Source organism: Streptomyces sp. NPDC006140 (genome assembly GCF_040628815.1).
In the GTDB taxonomy this organism is placed as follows: domain Bacteria; phylum Actinomycetota; class Actinomycetes; order Streptomycetales; family Streptomycetaceae; genus Streptomyces.
This window is the reverse complement of sequence record NZ_JBEXTS010000003.1, coordinates 142,605-157,893: the sequence shown is the minus strand read 5'-3', so window position 1 is coordinate 157,893 and position 15,289 is coordinate 142,605. Positions and strand designations below refer to the sequence as shown.

The following is a 15,289-nucleotide window of genomic DNA, read 5'->3' as shown; positions in this document are numbered from 1 at the left end:
TCCTGGGAGGGTGGGGGGTTCCGTCAGAGGTCGCCGCCGGCGGCGCGGGGGTTGCCGTACCTCTCGGCCAATTCGGCCGCGGTCCGGGCCATCCGCTCGCGCAGCTCGGGAGGTTCGAGCACCTCGATGCCGGAGCCCAGGCGCAGGAACTCGGCGTGGGCGTGGTCGACGGACTCGATGGCCACGGTGACGGTGGTCCAGCCGTCCTCGTCGAGGTGCCCCTCCGGGGCCCGGCCCGTGAGCGTCACGCCGGGCGCCAGCCGGACCACGGCCCGGCCCGCGCGGAGCCGGTGGTGGAAGTCCCGCTGGTACGCCGCCCAGTACCCCGCCAGGTCGAAGCCGTCCGGGCGGGTGAACTCCTCGCCGGTGGCGGTGAGTCGCAGCATCTGGTCGACCCGGTAGGTGCGCGGGCCCGGGCCCGCGACGACGTACCAGCGGCCCGCCTTGAGGACGAGCCCGTACGGCTCCAGGCGGCGCTCCACGTCGGTGGGCTCGCGCCAGCGGCGGTACAGGACGTGCACGGCGCGGCTGTTCCAGACGGCGTCGGCGACGGCCGGGAGGTACGGCGTCTCGTCGGCGTCGGCGTACCAGCCGGGGGCGTCGAGGTGGAAGCGGCCGCTGATCCGGTCGGCGTGGGCGCGCAGCTCCGGCGGCAGGGCGGCCCGGACCTTGAGCTGGGCGGCGGCCAGGACGGAACCGAGCCCGAGCTGGGCGGCGGCCCCGGGCGCGCCGGCCAGGAAGAGGGCCTCGGCCTCGTCGGTCGTGAGGCCGGTGAGCCGGGTGCGGTAGCCGTCGAGGAGACGGTAGCCCCCGGCGTGGCCCGCGTCGCCGTACAGCGGGATTCCGGCCGCGCTCAGCGCCTCGACGTCCCGGTACACCGTGCGCACCGACACCTCCAGCTCCTCGGCGAGCTGGGCGGCGGTCATCCGGCCACGGGTCTGGAGCAGCAGCAGGAGGGAGACGAGTCGGCTGGACTTCACTGACACAGGATGTCAGGGGATCCGCTCTAGCGTCCCGTCATGCCCTTCAGCGAGAAACTGCTGACCGTGCCCCCGCCGATCCAGGTGGCCGGGCGGCACGTCAAGCGCTACCACGTCACCGCCGACCCCGCCGGCATCGAGCCCGAGGTGGAGAAGGCGGCCTACGCGATCCTGCCGGAGCTGCTGCCGGAACCGGACGGCACGCCCCCGGCGACCTTCGTCGTCCTGCACCGGGGCGGTGACGACGGCGCCTACCTCAACGCGTACAGCTGGGTGTGGGACAACGTCCTGCACTTCCAGGGTGCCGCGGCGGGCCAGCCGGTGCTGGGCTGCCCGGACCGCGACCCGACCCGCTTCATCACTCCCGAGCTGCCGTGGATCGGCTGCGTCTGGGAGCTGCCGCCGATCCTGCACGAACGGGACGCCTGGGTACGGCACCTGCTCGTGCCCGAAGTACCCGACCTCAAGGCCTACTTGGCCGACTCCCTGCCCGAAGGAACCACGGGGGACCGCACATGAGCAGCGCGCACGACTTCGACTTCTTCCACGGCGACTGGGACGTCCTGCACCGCCGCCGCACCGACTTCCTCGACCCGGACAGCGGCTGGGAGGAGTTCTCGGGCACCAGCCGCTGCCGGCCGCTGTTCGACGGCACCGCGAACCTCGACGAGATCGACATGCCGCACCTGTCGGCCAAGGGCGCGACGCTGCGGCTCTTCGACCCGGCGACCGAGCGCTGGTCGCTGAACTGGGCCTCCAGCATCACCGGAACCCTGTTCCCCCCGGTCTTCGGCCGGTTCGAGGGGGGACGCGGCGACTTCCACGGCGACGACACCTACGACGGCAAGGACGTCCGCGTGCGGTTCGTCTGGTCGGGCGTCTCCCCCACGACGGCCCGCTGGGAGCAGGCGTTCTCCGTCGACGGCGGGGAGACCTGGCTGACCAACTGGACCATGGCGTTCACCCGGTCTTCCGGAACGCCCGCAGGCTGAACACCGGTTCGGGGCGCGGCCGGTCCTGGTCGGGCAGGCGCGCGAGCTCCAGGGCGAAGCCCTCCGCGAGCGGGTCGCCGGGCGGGAGGGTGACGAACCAGCCGCGGCGCAGGTCGGCGACGGTGCGGCGGGGGCTGCGGCCCTGGCCGTGCCCGGTGAAGCGGGCCTGTCCGGCCGGGGCCAGGCCGTGGGCGGCGGCGTGGGACTCGACGTCCGCCGCCGCGTCCCGGACCGGGCTGGGCGGACGGGAGGACAGGACGACATCGATGTCACTGCCCACGTTGTGGGAGGCGGCCTTGTCGACCGTGGTGACGTAGACGCCGCCGGGCCGCAGCACCCGGGCGCACTCGCCGACGATGGCCCGCACCTCGGCGGGCCCGGCGGCCAGGTGCAGCAGCCACACGCTGCACACGGCGTCGAACTCGCCGTCCCGGAACGGCAGCCTGCGGCTGTCGGCGCGGACGACGGCGCCGGGCAGCCGGGCGGCGGCCCGCCGGGTCATCGCGGGGGCGAGGTCGACGCCGGTGACGCGCATGCCGTCGCGCGCCGCCGCGAGCCTGCGGGTCACGATGCCGGTGCCGCAGGCGACGTCGAGCAGGCTGCGCGTGTCCGGCGGCAGAAGGCTCAGCACCGCCGCCGCGGCGGCGGCCGCCCTGGGCTCACCGCCGCGCGAGGCGTCGTACCGCTCCGCTTCCTTGTCGTAGTCCAGCACGCCGTCAGTGTGCCCCGTGCCCGGGGGCGAGGTCCTCCACCCTGCGGGCGAGCTCGAAGTCCTTCTCGGTGACGGCGCCGCCCGCGCTGTGCGTGTGCACGGACAGGGAGACGGTGTGATAGCCGAGCGTGAGGTCGGAGTGGTGGTCCAGTTCCTCCTGGACCTGGGCGATGTGCACGACCATCGCCGTCGCCGCGAAGTGCGAGCCGAGCCGGTAGGAGCGGGCGAGGCGGTCCCCGTCGAGCGACCAGCCCGGCAGCTCGGCCAGCCGGTCCTCGATCTCCTTCTGCGACAGCGGTTCGACGGGCATGGGCTGCGCTCCTTCCCTGGCTCCGGACTCCTCGGTGTCCTCTCAGCCTGCCACAGCGAGGCGCCCGAGACCCTGGTCAGAGGGGTATGCCTGTCCGGCGCGACCGGTTCTCGACTACGGTCCTGACATGACCACTCACCCGTCCACCGCCGACCAGGGCGTGGGCCCGCTGCTGCGGGCCTGGCGGGAGCAGCGGCGGGTCAGTCAGCTGGAGCTGGCCCTGCGCGCGGACTCCTCGGCCCGGCACATCAGCTTCGTGGAGACGGGCCGCTCCCGGCCCAGCGAGGAGATGGTGCTGCGGCTGGCCGAGCACCTGGACGTCCCCGTGCGGGAGCGCAACGCGCTGCTGCTGGCGGCCGGTTACGCCCCGCGCTACCCGGAGACGCCGCTGGACGACCCGGCGCTGGGCGCGCTGCGGGAGGGCATCGAGCGGCTGATCGGCGGCTACGAGCCGTATCCGGCGCTGGTGGTGGACGCGCTGTACAACGTGGTGGCGGCCAACCGGGGGATCATGGCGCTGGTCGACGGCGTGGACGAGTCGCTGCTGGAGCCGCCGCTGAACGCGATGCGGCTGGCGCTGCACCCGCAGGGCCTGGCGCCTCGCATCCGCAACCTGCGCGCCTGGCGCGGGCACCTGCTGGAGCAGATGGAACGGCAGATCGCGCTGCACCGCTCCGAGCCGCTGCGGGCGCTGTACGAGGAGGTGGCGGCGTACCCGGTACCCGAAGCGGACCCGGCGGAGGAGCCCGCCGAGGCGGTGCCGTACTTCGCGCTGCCGCTGCGGATCGAGCACGAGGGGCGGACGCTGTCGTTCATCTCCTCGATCTCCACGTTCAACACGCCGATGGACGTGACCGTCGCCGAGCTGGCCATCGAGACGCTGCTCCCGGCCGACCCGGCGACCGTCAAGTACCTCCAGTCGCTGCTGCCCTGACAGGTCCTCGCCGTGAGGACTGTGATACAGGCCACCGGGCGTGACAGACTGATCGCAGGCTTGGGCGCGTTGGGGAGGCGTGGCGTGAGTGAACGGCGGGCCGCACCCACCGTGGGCCAGGTGGTGCTGGGCAAGCGGCTGCAGGAGCTGCGCGAGGCGGCCGGACTCAGCCGTGACGAGGCGGCGCGGGTGCTGCGCGTCGCCCCCGCGACGGTCCGGCGGATGGAGACCGCCGACGTCGCGCTGAAGATCCCGTACGTGCAGATCCTGCTGACCGCGTACGGCGTGCCCGAGCACGAGGTGGCCGCGTTCGTCGACCTCGCCGAGGAGGCCAACCGGCCGGGCTGGTGGCAGCGGTTCCACGACGTGCTGCCGGAGTGGTTCAGCCTGTACGTGAGCCTGGAGGGCGCCGCCCGGATCATCCGGTCGTACGAGCCGCACTTCGTGCCGGGGCTGCTGCAGACCGAGGGATACGCGCGCGCGGTGCTGGAGGCGGGCACGATCGGGAACTCCGGGCCGGAGGCCGTGGACCGGCACGTCTCGCTGCGGATGGAGCGGCAGCGGCTGCTGGAGGGCCCGAACCCGCCGCATCTGTGGGTCATCATGGACGAGACGGTGCTGCGCCGCCCGGTGAGCGTCGACGGCCGGGTGATGCGCGACCAGCTGGACAAGCTGCTGGAGTACGCCGCGCGCGACCGCGTCACGCTGCAGGTCGCCGAGTTCAAGGACGGTCCGCATCCCGGGACGTACGCGCCGTTCTCGCTGTTCCGCTTCGCGGAGCCCGAACTGCCCGACATGGTGTTCACGGAGTACCTGACCGGGGCGCTGTACCTGGACTCCCGCAAGGAGGTCTCGGCGCACCTGGAGGTCCTGGACCACATGACGGCCCGGGCGGGCTCCACGCAGCGCACGGAGGAGCTGCTGCGGGAGTACCGCGACAGCTTCTGAGCCCGCCCCCTGACCCGTACGGACCCCGCCGACGGGTGGGCCCTCCGGCCCGCCTCTAGCGTCGGGATCGCGGGGCGCACGCGAAGGAGGTCCGATGCCCGGATTCGAGGTGCTGTACCAGGCGGCCGCGCTGTGCCTGATGTTCCCCGACGACGACTTCCGCACCCGCCTGCCGTTGCTCCGCGAAGCCGCCCCGCAGCTGCGGGAGTTCGCGGACCACGCGGCGCTGACCCCGCCGCGCGAGCTGGCGGCGCACTACGTCGAGGTATTCGAGGCGGAGCCGGACCACAGCCTGTATCTGAGCGCGTGGCGCGAGGCGGCCCCCACGCCCTCCGAGGAGCTGTACCGTTCGCACGGCCTGGAGACGACCGGCGAGGAACCGCCGGACTTCCTGCCGGCGGTCCTGGAGTGCGCGGCCCGCACCGGCGACAGCCAGCTCCTGGCGGACCACCGCGACGGCCTGGACCTGCTCCGCTCCAGGCTCATCGCCTTCGGCACGCCGTACGCGACCGTCCTGGACGCGGTGTGCGCGACACTGCCGCCCGCGCACACCGCGACCTAGGGGCCGGGCGGTCCGGCTAGCAGAAGCACGGCTCCCCGCCGGAGCCCAGGAACGGGATGTCCTCGTCGGTCAGCGCGCCGGCGAAGGCGTGCACCTCGTCCACGTCGCCGTGCAGGTGCTCGCCCCAGCCGTCGCCGGTCCGTGCCCGTCCGATCTGGAGCGGGCCGGAGCCCTTCCAGTGGTTCGGGAGGTCCGCCGTCGCTTCGGCACCGGTTTGGCCGTCGAGGTAGAGCCGGACCTTGTCGGTCGCGTCGTCGTAGACCACGGCGACCCGGTGGCCCGAGCCATCACGGCCGTCCGGCCAGGCGGACTGCGCCACGACGGTCTCGGAGGCGCCCCGCTCGTCCTTGTGGGGCATCACCAGCTGCCAGGCGTGCTGCTCGGGGTCGTAGCGGACCTTGAAGGCGTCGGTGTGCTCACCGGGCAGCGACAGCACCGTCATGGGGCCTTCGGGCTCGGTGTCCGCCAGCCGGACGACCACGCCGACGGTGAAGCTGTCGGAGGTGTCGACCACCGGTCCCCCGGCGGTCGCATGGCCGGTCCTGCCGTCGAGCGCCAGGTGGCCGTCACCGACGAGCGCCCCCGGCGCCGGCACGCAGTCCGGGTCGATCCAGGGGAGGCAGGAGTCGTCCGGGACGCGGTAGATCGTCGCGCCGGGGCCCAGCTTCAGCGGGGCGCCGTCGCCCTGTTCCGGGCTGGCGCCGTCCGCGGCCGTCTCCAGGGACCAGTGGCCGCGCGACGACGGCTTGCGGTAGGCCAGTTCGGTGGCCTCGGCGGGGACGACGACCCGGTCGTGGACCTTGACGTCGCCCAACTGGCCGTGCCAGCGGTCGTGGTAGCCGTTGCCGTCGCGGACGCGGCCGATCTGGAAGGCGCCGGCGGTCGCGGTGGGGCGGGCCTCGGTGGGGTCACCGGCCTGGTGGCCGTTGACGTAGAGCCGCGCCTTGCCGGTCTCGGCGTCGTACACGCCCAGCAGATGCGCCCATTCACCGGTCTCGGGCGCACCGCCCGACACCTGGGCACCGCCGACGGTGAAGGTCCACGCCGGAGCCTCGCCCCGGGCGCTCAGGCCGAGGGAGAAGGCAGCGCTCTCCCCCGCGTCCTGGGCGGCGACCGTCATGTTCCGGTCGGTCTGTGCGGGACGTACCCAGGCACTGAGGGCAAAGCTCTCGCGGGGGTCGGTCACGGCGGGGACGCCCGGGGTGAGGTAGCCGTGGCTGCTGCCGTCCAGGATCGCCGTCGCGGTGAGGGCGGTGCGGGCGGGGGCCGGGCCGCCGAAGGTGACGCCGGCGCCGGCCTGCGCGTCGGTTCCCGTCTCGGCGTCGGCTCCGGAGGCGCCCTGGGCGTCGTCCAGGGGCCAGTGGGCGACGGGGGCGCGGCCGTCCTTCACGTAGAAGCGGTACGAGGACTCACCGCTGCTGCGTCCGGAACGGTCGATGGCCCGGACGGTCAGCCGCTCGGGACCGGAGTCGAGGGGCAGGAAGGGAATGATCGCGGGCCCGCCGGGCCGCTCGGGACGGGCGGTTCCGTACGGGCCGCCGATGAAGTCGTACTCGTAGGAGACGACGTCGTCCGAGGGGGAGTCCATCGTGAAGTGGCCGTACACGCCCACTCCGTCCACCCAGAACACCTCCTCCGGGTACTCGGGGGAGGAGATCTTCGCCGGTTCCGGGTTGTCGTCGTCGTAGACGAACTCGCAGACCGAGCCCTCCCCCTCGGAGCTCCAGGGGGAGTTCGCCGCGCCGTCGTTCGCGCGCACGCGCCACGAGATGACGGTGTCCGGCGGGAGGACGTCCTCGGGCATGCGCCACTGCTGGCGGGTGCCGGAGAGCGTCTCGTGCGTCACGAACGAGCGCCGCTGCTGCGTGCCCGCCGCGTCCGTCCACCAGGCCTCGAACTCGCCCCTGACCATGTTGGCCTCGGCGGGATGGTTGTCCTCCGCCGGGTCGTACAGCACGGCGGTCAGGGTGGGCGGCCCGGAGACGTACACCCGCTCGTTGCCCGCGGCGCACGCCTTGTACCCCGTCTTCAGATCCTGGACGAGCGGCTGCTTCGGCGGCAGGTTGTCCGCGGCCTGTGCCACGCCCGTGCCGGTCGTCATGACGGCCGCCACCGCGCACCCCACCGCCAGCCGTCTGCGTCCGCCGGATCTCTTCCCTGCGTCCAACTGTCCCTCCCCTGTGAACTTCCCTCGGCCCGTTGGTCACACGAGCCGCTGGAGGTTAACAGGGGCCACCGACATCGGTGGAACAGTTTTTCCTCGGACGGGAGTCCGGACTAGGCGGCACCGCCCTTCTCGTCACCTCGGTCCTTCTCCTCGTCCACGATCTCCGCGTCGACCACGCCCTCCTCGTCCCTCGGGGTGCCGGAGGGTTCCTCGGCCGGGGTCTGCTGGGCCTGGGCGTACATCGCCTGGCCCATCTTCTGGCTCACCGAGGCGAGTTTCTCGACGCCGGCGCGCAGGGCGGCGGTGTCCGCCTGCTGGTCCAGTTGCGCCTTGAGATCGGCGAGGGCCGACTCGACCTCGGACTTGGTGTCCGACGGGACCTTGTCGGCGTTGTCACGGAGGAACTTCTCGGTCTGGTAGACGAGTTGCTCGGCCTGGTTGCGGGTCTCGGCGGCCTCGCGGCGCTTGCGGTCCTCCTCGGCGTACTGCTCGGCCTCGCGCATCATGCGGTCGATGTCGTCCTTGGGCAGGGCCGAGCCGCCGGTGACGGTCATCTTCTGCTCGCGGCCGGTCGCCAGGTCCTTGGCGGAGACGTGCATGATGCCGTTGGCGTCGATGTCGAAGGCGACCTCGATCTGCGGGACGCCGCGCGGGGCCGGCGGCAGGCCGGTGAGGTCGAAGACGCCGAGCTTCTTGTTGTACGCGGCGATCTCGCGTTCGCCCTGGTAGACCTGGATGCCGACCGAGGGCTGGTTGTCGGCGGCCGTCGTGAAGATCTCCGAACGCCGCGTCGGGATCGTGGTGTTGCGCTCGATGAGCTTGGTCATGATGCCGCCCTTGGTCTCGATGCCCAGGGACAGCGGAGTGACGTCGAGCAGCAGCACGTCCTTGACGTCGCCGCGCAGGACGCCCGCCTGGAGTGCGGCGCCCACGGCCACGACCTCGTCGGGGTTGACGCCCTTGTGCGGGTCCTTGCCGGTGAGTTCCTTCACGAGGTCGGTCACCGCGGGCATCCGGGTCGAGCCGCCGACCAGGATCACGTGGTCGATCGCGGACAGCTTCACCCCGGCGTCGTCGACCGCCTGGTGGAAGGGCGTCTTGCAGCGGTCGAGCAGGTCGGCGGTGAGCTCCTGGAACTGGGCCCGGGTGAGCTTCTCGTCGAGGTGCAGGGGCCCTTCCGCGGAGGCCGTGATGTAGGGCAGGTTGATCGTCGTCTCGGTGGAGCTGGACAGCTCGATCTTGGCCTTCTCGGCGCCCTCGCGCAGCCGCTGCACGGCCATCTTGTCCTTGCCCAGGTCGACGCCGTACTGGCCCTTGAAGCGCTTGATCAGGTACTCGACGATCCGCTGGTCCCAGTCGTCGCCGCCGAGGTGCGTGTCGCCGTTGGTGGCCTTGACCTCGATGACGCCCTCGCCCATCTCCAGCAGCGACACGTCGAAGGTGCCGCCGCCGAGGTCGAAGACGAGGACCGTCTGGTCGTTCTCCTTGTCCAGGCCGTACGCCAGCGCCGCCGCCGTCGGCTCGTTGATGATCCGCAGGACCTTCAGGCCCGCGATCTCACCGGCCTCCTTGGTCGCCTGCCGCTGGGCGTCGTCGAAGTACGCGGGCACGGTGATCACCGCGTCGGTGACGTCCTCGCCGAGGTAGGACTCCGCGTCCCGCTTCAGTTTCTGCAGCACCCGCGCGGACAGCTCCTGCGCCCGGTAGCGGGTGCCGTCGATGTCGCCCTGCTCGGGGAAGCGCCAGTGCGCGTCACCCATGTACCGCTTGACCGAGCGGGCGGTGCGCTCCACGTTCGTCACGGCCTGCCGCTTGGCGACCTCGCCCACCAGCACCTCGCCGTTCTTGGCGAACGCCACGACCGAGGGCGTGGTCCTGGCGCCCTCCGCGTTGGCGATGACGGTGGGCTCGCCGCCCTCCAGCACCGCGACCACCGAGTTCGTGGTTCCGAGGTCGATCCCTACCGCACGTCCCATCGCCGTCCCCTTCCGCCAGGGCGCTCTTCACACTCTCCAGCACAAAACTTGAGTGCGCTGTTGTCAATGCCGCGAAGGGGTGATCGGCCCCCGGAGCGCCACGGCCCGCCGGGGCCGGTCGGTGACCAGGACGTCCACGCGCGGATGCGCGAGGAAGGCGCGCATGAGGGTGTCGTCGTTGACCGTCCACACCAGGGTGAACAGGCCGTGCCGGGTCGCCTCGCGCAGCACGTTCGTCCTGGCCAGGCGCTGGTGCACGGCGACGCCGTGGGCCCCGCAGGCGCGGATGCGGCGGACGGGGAACAGCTCGCTCAGCCGCGTCCCGGGCAGCCGGGCCAGGGCCAGTTCCCGGCGGTCGCGCCCCAGGGACAGGGCGGTGCGCACCCCGGGATGCGCCCGTGTGACGGCCGCGACGGAACGGTCCTCCAGCGTGGTCACGACGAGCCCGTCCGCGCCGAGCAGCGCGACCGCCCGGTCGGTCACCTCCCGCTCGTAGCCCGTCTCCTTCAGGTCCAGGTGAGCCACGAGCTTCCCGGCGATCAGCGCCATGACGTCGTCCACCACCGGCACCTCGTACCCGGCCCGCTCGCACAGCTCGGCGTGGGTGAGCGCCGACAGCGGCGGCCCGGCGGGGCCGACCCGGGGGTCGTGGTAGACGACGAGGACGCCGTCCCCGGTGCGGCGGATGTCGAACTCGACGTACTCCGCGCCGGACTCCAGCGCGTCCTCGTACGCCTCCCAGGTGGCGGCTCGGGCGCGCTCGGAGCCGCCCCGGTGGGCGGAGACGGCGGGGTGTGGCGTCATGGTCGTCGGCTCCCGGAAGGCGAGCGCGGAGGCGGGACGGGCACGAAGTCGTCGTCGGGCGCCGGCAGCAGCGGGCCGGAGCCGGCGCGGACCCGTCTGAGCAGGACCCAGCCGATCAGGACGAGGACGACGAAGGGCAGCCAGGCCAGCGCGTACGCCGTTCCGTAGGCGCGCAGGTCGAGGATGGAGCGGTGCTCGTCGACGTTCGTGCCGTTCACGCCGAAGAAGGCCAGCAGCAGCGTCGGCGGCAGGGCGATCAGGGTGGCGGCGGCGACGAGGCCGGAGACGGTGCGGTCGCGGCGGTCGTCGCGCTCGGCGAGTTCGGCGTCCAGGGCGGCGGAGCGGGCGCTGATCACCGAGGTGAGGCGTTCGACCATGCGGGCCGAGTTCTCCAGGCTGTCGCGGATGCCGAGGGCGTCGCCCAGCGAGGACTGGAAGGCCTCGGTGATCATCTCGGGGATCAGCAGGCTGTCGACGTAGGCCTCGACACCGAAGGCGAGGTCGAGCTGGAGTTCGTTGACGCCCGCGGAGAGCCGGGAGATCAGGGAGCGGATCTCGGTGGGCGAGTCGGCGTCGGCCCGCTCGTTGGCCTTCATCATGGCGAAGGCCGCGAGGCGGGTGCGCTGGAGCACGGCCAGGGCGGAGATCATGCCGATGGCGACGAGCACCAGGCCGTTCTCCACGTGCGGGGCCCAGCCAGTCTGCACGGAGACGCCGCGGCCGAGGGCGGACAGGGTGACGCCGTGGTTCCGCAGGTGCGGCGCGAGGCTCGGGTCGTGCGGCGCGGCCGGGTTCCAGGGCATCCTGCCGCGGTAGACGATCTCGTTCAGCAGGACGGCCCTGCGGGCCTGGTCGGCGGTGAGCAGCTCCCGTTGCAACCGGCCGCCGGGGAAGACGAGTTGGTGCACGTTCTGGCCGAGGGCGAGGGGCCGGCCGCCGAGTTGTGCGGACAGCGCCGTCAGCAGCGGGCGGTCGTCGAGTTCGATGCGGTCCCGGTCGAAGCAGGTCGTGGCCAGCCATGCGGCGAGGTCGCCGGCCGTGGTCTCGCCGGCGAAGGCGCAGTCCACGACCAGGGTGGCGTCGCCGCGCGGCGTGGTGACGACGAGGATCCGCAAGGAGGCGAGTGCGAGGCCGTGGTCGCCGTGCGGGAGGCGCAGCCGGCGGGGCGCCACCTGCTCGTCGAGCACCGGGACGGGCAGCACGTCCTGGCTGGTCATCAGGTGGGAGGCGAAGCGGCCGTAGTCGTAGCGGTCGACGAGGGCGCCCAGGGCGGTGTCGCGGGGGCGCAGCCGGCCGGAGAGGCTGAACAGCAGCAGGACGCGGGTGCGGTCACGGGTGGCGGAGTCGAGCACCGTCGCGCTCGGGGACGTTCCCGGCAGCATCGCGTTCCTTCCCGCCCGTCGGTTCGAAAAGCGTCTGGTTCATACCCCGGCCGCGGGGGGTGAACCGACGACGTCGCGCGGGCCGCCCCGGTGGGCGGGTCCGCGCGACGCGGGTGAGCCCGGTCAGGCGAGCTTGGCCGTCAGCGTGATCGGCGTGGCCTTGAGGGCCTGGCTGACCGGGCAGCCGACCTTGGCCTCCTCGGCGGCGGCCAGGAACGCCTCCTCGTCCATGCCGGGGACGGTGCCCTCGACGGTGAGGTGGATGCCGGTGATGCCCTCACCGGGCTGGAAGGTGACGTCCGCGGAGGTCACCAGCTTGGTCGGCGGGGTGCCGGCCTTGTCGAGGATGTTGGAGAAGGCCATCGAGAAGCAGCTGGAGTGGGCCGCGGCGATCAGCTCCTCCGGGCTGGTCTTCCCGCCCGGCTCCTCGGTGCGGGCGGCCCAGCTGACGGGCTGCTCGCTGAGGATGCCGGAGGAGTCGAAGGTGACGACCCCGTTGCCCTTGAAGAGGTTGCCTTCCCAGACGGTGTGTGCGGAGCGTGTGGTTGCCATGACGCACCCTTTCCAAAATGTCCGACTGTATGTGTCTTCAGTGGTCCAAGTGACCCGTTACCGGGTCGCGGCCCCATCTGATCACACTACGACTCAACTCACGTGGAAGACCGGGCCCCTTGCGGTGAACGGCAGGCGTCCTCCTCGGGGGATCAGGTACGCGTGCTCGCGCCGCACGCGCAGGGTGTCGCACCAGCCGTCGGTGATGACGAGGACGGGCGCGCCGGGCGGGAAGTCGTCGGCGCGGTGCAGCAGGTCGATGCCGGGTTGCAGGACGGTGCCGCCGCGGCCGCGCACGCGGACCCGTCCCGCGATCTCGGTGACGGGCAGATAGCCCGCGTCGTGCGGGGCCGCGTCGCAGAACACGACCCGGGCGGCGGGCACGTCCCGGGCCTCGGCGTAGGAGGCGATGGCGCCCAGGGCCTTGCCGAGCAGCACGCGGTCCATGGAGCCGGAGGTGTCCAGGACGACGCCGAAGGTGCAGCGGGCGATCTCCTCGGGCGGGAAGTGCCGCCCGGCGCGCGGGATGTCGGGCGTGGCCGCCTGGCGCCGGGAGGGGCGGGCGTAGGAGCGGACGGGTTCGGGGCGGGGCACGAACTCGTCGAACCAGCGGGCCAGACGCGCGTCCCAGGGCAGCGGCGGGTGGCTCAGCGCCCGGATCTCCTCGACCAGCCCACCGGGCAGGAAGCCGCGCTCCTGCCGCTGGTGCAGGTCGAGGCCCTGGGCGAGGCCGCGGCGGTAGAACGCGTCGAGGTCGACGTAGTCGCGGGGCGAACCGAGGGGGCCGCCGAGGATGTCGCCCACGCCCTTGCCGCGCAGGGTGGCCAGGCGGCGGGTGCGGCGCAGGTCGCCGGCGATGCGGTCGTAGACCTCCTCGGCGGAGAGCCCGGCGAGCTGCGGGTCGTGCAGCAGCCCCGCGGGCATGGTGCCGACCTCCATCTCGGTCAGCCAGCCGTTGACGACGTAGTCGCAGGCGACGTTGAAGAGGTAGGGGTCGCGGGTGCCGCAGCGGTCGCCGTGGCGCAGGGCGGCGTGCAGCATCTCGTGGGCGAGGACGAACCGCCACTCCTCGTCCTCGAAACCGCGCAGGGGGTTGATGTAGATCTCGCCCGCCTCGGCGTCGACGGCGGCGACGGCGATGCCGTGGGCGCGGGCGAGTTCGGCGTCGGCCACCAGCTTGATGCCGGCCGCGATGCCGCCGAGCAGCGGGTAGGAGGAGATGAACCAGCTCAGCGCCCGCTGCCAGGGCTGCGGCCGGGCGACCTCGCCGGTGAGGCTGTCGCGGCGCCCGCCCGCCATGTCCATCGCGGCGGACACGGTCCGGGTCAGGGCGGTGGCGAAGGCCAGCTGCCAGTCGGGCGGCCGGGACCAGCCCGTCCACGGCACCAGCACCTGGTCGGGCTCGTCACCCGCCGTGCCGCAGCGCTCGTAGACCGGGGGCAGTCCGTCGCGCCGCCAGCGGGCGGCGAGCTGCTCCTCGTCGCCGTCCGGGTAGGAGGCGGGCAGGTGCTCGGGGGTCTCGCCGATGGTGAAGCCGAGCAGGAAGCGGTTGACGACGACGCAGCGGGCGGCGAGGTCGAAGCGGTCGGGCTGGACGCGGTCGCCCTTGACCGCCGGGACGTGCCCGAAGCCGAGGTGGAGGACGGCGTGGGCGAGTGCCCAGGCCCAGGCGGCGGGCTCGGCGAGCCGGTCCGGGTGGACGTGCAGGTCGCCGTCGGAGTCGACGGTGACGAGGCCGTCCCGGGGTGCGAAGCGGCACTCCTCCTGGCGGCAGACGTCGAACTCCACGGCCGCGAGGGCGGCGTTGGCCTTCATCAGCCGCATGCCCTCGGCGAAGGCCTCCCCCGCGAGGTCCCGCTTCTTCTTGCGCCGGTCCTTGCCGTGGGCGCGGCTCACCGCCGCGCCTCGACCAGCCGGGGCATGTCCCGCGCCGCCTCGACGAGGAACCAGGAGGGCAGCACGGGGTTGCCGTCGGCGTCGGAGGCGATGACGGTCTGGGCGACCTCGACGGATATCTCGGCAAGCTGCACCAGCAGCGACTTGGCGCGGTAGGCGGTCTGCCGGCCGTTCGCCGACATGTGCTCCTTGCTGACGGGCAGTTCCTTGACCAGGCGGCCGCGGAAGGAGTCGGCGAGGTAGTAGAGCAGGTCGCGGTCCTCCGGGCGGTTCGGCCAGCGGGCGTCGCCCTTGATGATCGCCTCGATGCCGTAGCGGCTGCGCACGACCTTGACGTAGCCGCAGAACGCCTGGGCGTGCGCGGGCGTCAGCGTGCCGTGCGCGAGCACCCGCAGCGTCTCCTCGTCCAGGTCGCGGCCGAAGGAGTGCAGGGCGTCGGAGAGCATGTGCCAGGAGCGGGGCGTGGAGAACGGCTCCTCCGTCTTGGGCGGCTTGGACCAGAGGTGGTCGGGCCGGTCGGTGAGGTGGTCCGCGATCCAGGGGTGGATGCCGTTGTTCCCGGCCCAGGTCAGCCAGTCCTTGGCGGAGGCCTCCAGGTGCACGTGGGTGAGCCGGTTGACCAGCGCGGAGGCGATGGGCCGGGCGAGCGCGTTGTCGGTGGCGCGGTTGCCGGCGCCGACGACGATCGAGCCCTTGGGCAGCTCGTAGGTGCCGATGCGGCGGTCCAGGATCAGCGAGTAGAACGCCTTCTGCACATCGGGCGTGGCCGCGTTGAGCTCGTCCAGGAACAGGCAGTAGGGCTCGTCCCGGGCGATCGCCTCGGGCGGGCAGAACACCGAGCGGCCGTCGCGGATCTGCGGGACGCCGATGAGGTCCTCGGGGGCGAGCTGGGTGCCCAGCAGGCTCACGCACTCCAGGCCCAGCGACTCGGCGAAGTTCCGCACCAGGGAGGACTTCCCGATGCCGGGGGCGCCCCAGATGAAGACCGGCCGCACGGTGGCGAGGCCGAGCAGCAGGTCGGGGAGGCGGGCGGGCGTGACGGTGACGGCTGCCTGCAAGGCAGGGGCTCCTTGG

General features: G+C 72.7%; 15 protein-coding genes. 5 read left to right on the top strand and 10 right to left on the bottom strand.

Going from position 1 to position 15,289, the window contains the following annotated elements; genetic code table 11:
• Positions 1 to 23: 23 nt before the first annotated feature.
• On the bottom strand, positions 24 to 980 hold the full coding sequence (locus ABZ386_RS10195) for a YafY family protein (protein ID WP_356615831.1): 957 nt from the start codon (positions 978 to 980) through the stop codon (positions 24 to 26).
• 39 nt (positions 981 to 1,019) lie between these two features.
• On the opposite strand from ABZ386_RS10195, the gene ABZ386_RS10190 reads away from it, so the two are divergent.
• Positions 1,020 to 1,499, top strand: coding sequence for a hypothetical protein (locus tag ABZ386_RS10190; protein WP_351343098.1), 480 nt, complete (start codon positions 1,020 to 1,022; stop codon positions 1,497 to 1,499).
• Entirely contained in the window at positions 1,496 to 1,972 is a 477-nt protein-coding gene (locus tag ABZ386_RS10185) for a hypothetical protein (RefSeq protein WP_356503345.1), read from the top strand. Before ABZ386_RS10190 ends, ABZ386_RS10185 begins: the two co-directional genes overlap by 4 nt.
• On the opposite strand, the gene ABZ386_RS10180 is transcribed toward ABZ386_RS10185, so the two are convergent.
• Both ABZ386_RS10180 and ABZ386_RS10175 read right to left on the bottom strand, forming a co-directional pair.
• Positions 1,941 to 2,684 carry a class I SAM-dependent methyltransferase gene (locus ABZ386_RS10180; RefSeq protein ID WP_358964527.1) on the bottom strand — a complete coding sequence of 248 codons (744 nt, stop codon included), beginning with the start codon at positions 2,682 to 2,684 and terminating at the stop codon, positions 1,941 to 1,943. The genes ABZ386_RS10185 and ABZ386_RS10180 overlap by 32 nt on opposite strands.
• Before the next feature lie 4 nt (positions 2,685 to 2,688).
• Positions 2,689 to 2,994 (bottom strand): 4a-hydroxytetrahydrobiopterin dehydratase, encoded by a 306-nt coding sequence (locus ABZ386_RS10175; RefSeq protein WP_358964526.1) that lies wholly within the window; start codon positions 2,992 to 2,994, stop codon positions 2,689 to 2,691.
• 127 nt (positions 2,995 to 3,121) lie between these two features.
• Between ABZ386_RS10175 and ABZ386_RS10170 the strand changes: the two genes are divergently transcribed.
• The 3 genes from ABZ386_RS10170 to ABZ386_RS10160 all read left to right on the top strand — a co-directional run bounded on the left by ABZ386_RS10170 (position 3,122) and on the right by ABZ386_RS10160 (position 5,438).
• Positions 3,122 to 3,928, top strand: a complete 807-nt coding sequence (locus ABZ386_RS10170) for a helix-turn-helix transcriptional regulator (protein ID WP_351343106.1) — start codon at positions 3,122 to 3,124, stop codon at positions 3,926 to 3,928.
• Positions 3,929 to 4,012: 84 nt separating this feature from the next.
• Positions 4,013 to 4,876 (top strand): helix-turn-helix transcriptional regulator, encoded by an 864-nt coding sequence (locus tag ABZ386_RS10165; protein WP_351343108.1) that lies wholly within the window; start codon positions 4,013 to 4,015, stop codon positions 4,874 to 4,876.
• Between the two features lie 94 nt (positions 4,877 to 4,970).
• On the top strand, positions 4,971 to 5,438 hold the full coding sequence (locus tag ABZ386_RS10160; RefSeq protein WP_351343110.1) for a molecular chaperone TorD family protein: 468 nt from the start codon (positions 4,971 to 4,973) through the stop codon (positions 5,436 to 5,438).
• Between the two features lie 16 nt (positions 5,439 to 5,454).
• Here the strand turns inward: ABZ386_RS10160 and ABZ386_RS10155 are convergent, their stop codons facing one another.
• The 7 genes from ABZ386_RS10155 to ABZ386_RS10125 form a co-directional block, all read right to left on the bottom strand.
• Positions 5,455 to 7,539, bottom strand: coding sequence for a LamG domain-containing protein (locus ABZ386_RS10155; RefSeq protein WP_358964524.1), 2,085 nt, complete (start codon positions 7,537 to 7,539; stop codon positions 5,455 to 5,457).
• A 176-nt stretch (positions 7,540 to 7,715) separates the two neighbouring features.
• Positions 7,716 to 9,581 carry a molecular chaperone DnaK gene (gene dnaK / locus ABZ386_RS10150; RefSeq protein WP_355723747.1) on the bottom strand — a complete coding sequence of 622 codons (1,866 nt, stop codon included), beginning with the start codon at positions 9,579 to 9,581 and terminating at the stop codon, positions 7,716 to 7,718.
• 63 nt (positions 9,582 to 9,644) lie between these two features.
• Positions 9,645 to 10,385, bottom strand: coding sequence for a glycerophosphodiester phosphodiesterase family protein (locus tag ABZ386_RS10145; protein ID WP_351343113.1), 741 nt, complete (start codon positions 10,383 to 10,385; stop codon positions 9,645 to 9,647).
• Positions 10,382 to 11,767 carry a hypothetical protein gene (locus tag ABZ386_RS10140; protein ID WP_351343114.1) on the bottom strand — a complete coding sequence of 462 codons (1,386 nt, stop codon included), beginning with the start codon at positions 11,765 to 11,767 and terminating at the stop codon, positions 10,382 to 10,384. The genes ABZ386_RS10145 and ABZ386_RS10140 overlap by 4 nt, the downstream gene beginning before the upstream one ends.
• 123 nt (positions 11,768 to 11,890) lie before the next feature.
• Positions 11,891 to 12,319, bottom strand: a complete 429-nt coding sequence (locus ABZ386_RS10135; protein ID WP_114256363.1) for an OsmC family peroxiredoxin — start codon at positions 12,317 to 12,319, stop codon at positions 11,891 to 11,893.
• 93 nt (positions 12,320 to 12,412) lie between these two features.
• Positions 12,413 to 14,215: a hypothetical protein gene (locus ABZ386_RS10130; RefSeq protein ID WP_358964523.1), complete on the bottom strand. Its 1,803-nt coding sequence runs from the start codon at positions 14,213 to 14,215 to the stop codon at positions 12,413 to 12,415.
• Positions 14,212 to 15,273: a MoxR family ATPase gene (locus ABZ386_RS10125; RefSeq protein WP_351343119.1), complete on the bottom strand. Its 1,062-nt coding sequence runs from the start codon at positions 15,271 to 15,273 to the stop codon at positions 14,212 to 14,214. The genes ABZ386_RS10130 and ABZ386_RS10125 overlap by 4 nt, the downstream gene beginning before the upstream one ends.
• Positions 15,274 to 15,289 lie beyond the last annotated feature (16 nt).

Bases quoted from the DNA above. Each gene is read 5' to 3' on its own strand.
- ABZ386_RS10175 (WP_358964526.1), bottom strand. From the start codon at position 2,994: ATGCCCGTCGAACCGCTGTCGCAGAAGGAGATCGAGGACCGGCTGGCC.
- ABZ386_RS10190 (WP_351343098.1), top strand. From the start codon at position 1,020: ATGCCCTTCAGCGAGAAACTGCTGACCGTGCCCCCGCCGATCCAGGTG.
- ABZ386_RS10145 (WP_351343113.1), bottom strand. From the start codon at position 10,385: ATGACGCCACACCCCGCCGTCTCCGCCCACCGGGGCGGCTCCGAGCGC.
- ABZ386_RS10135 (WP_114256363.1), bottom strand. From the start codon at position 12,319: ATGGCAACCACACGCTCCGCACACACCGTCTGGGAAGGCAACCTCTTC.
- ABZ386_RS10160 (WP_351343110.1), top strand. From the start codon at position 4,971: ATGCCCGGATTCGAGGTGCTGTACCAGGCGGCCGCGCTGTGCCTGATG.
- dnaK (WP_355723747.1), bottom strand. From the start codon at position 9,581: ATGGGACGTGCGGTAGGGATCGACCTCGGAACCACGAACTCGGTGGTC.
- ABZ386_RS10140 (WP_351343114.1), bottom strand. From the start codon at position 11,767: ATGCTGCCGGGAACGTCCCCGAGCGCGACGGTGCTCGACTCCGCCACC.
- ABZ386_RS10155 (WP_358964524.1), bottom strand. From the start codon at position 7,539: ATGACGACCGGCACGGGCGTGGCACAGGCCGCGGACAACCTGCCGCCG.
- ABZ386_RS10170 (WP_351343106.1), top strand. From the start codon at position 3,122: ATGACCACTCACCCGTCCACCGCCGACCAGGGCGTGGGCCCGCTGCTG.
- ABZ386_RS10185 (WP_356503345.1), top strand. From the start codon at position 1,496: ATGAGCAGCGCGCACGACTTCGACTTCTTCCACGGCGACTGGGACGTC.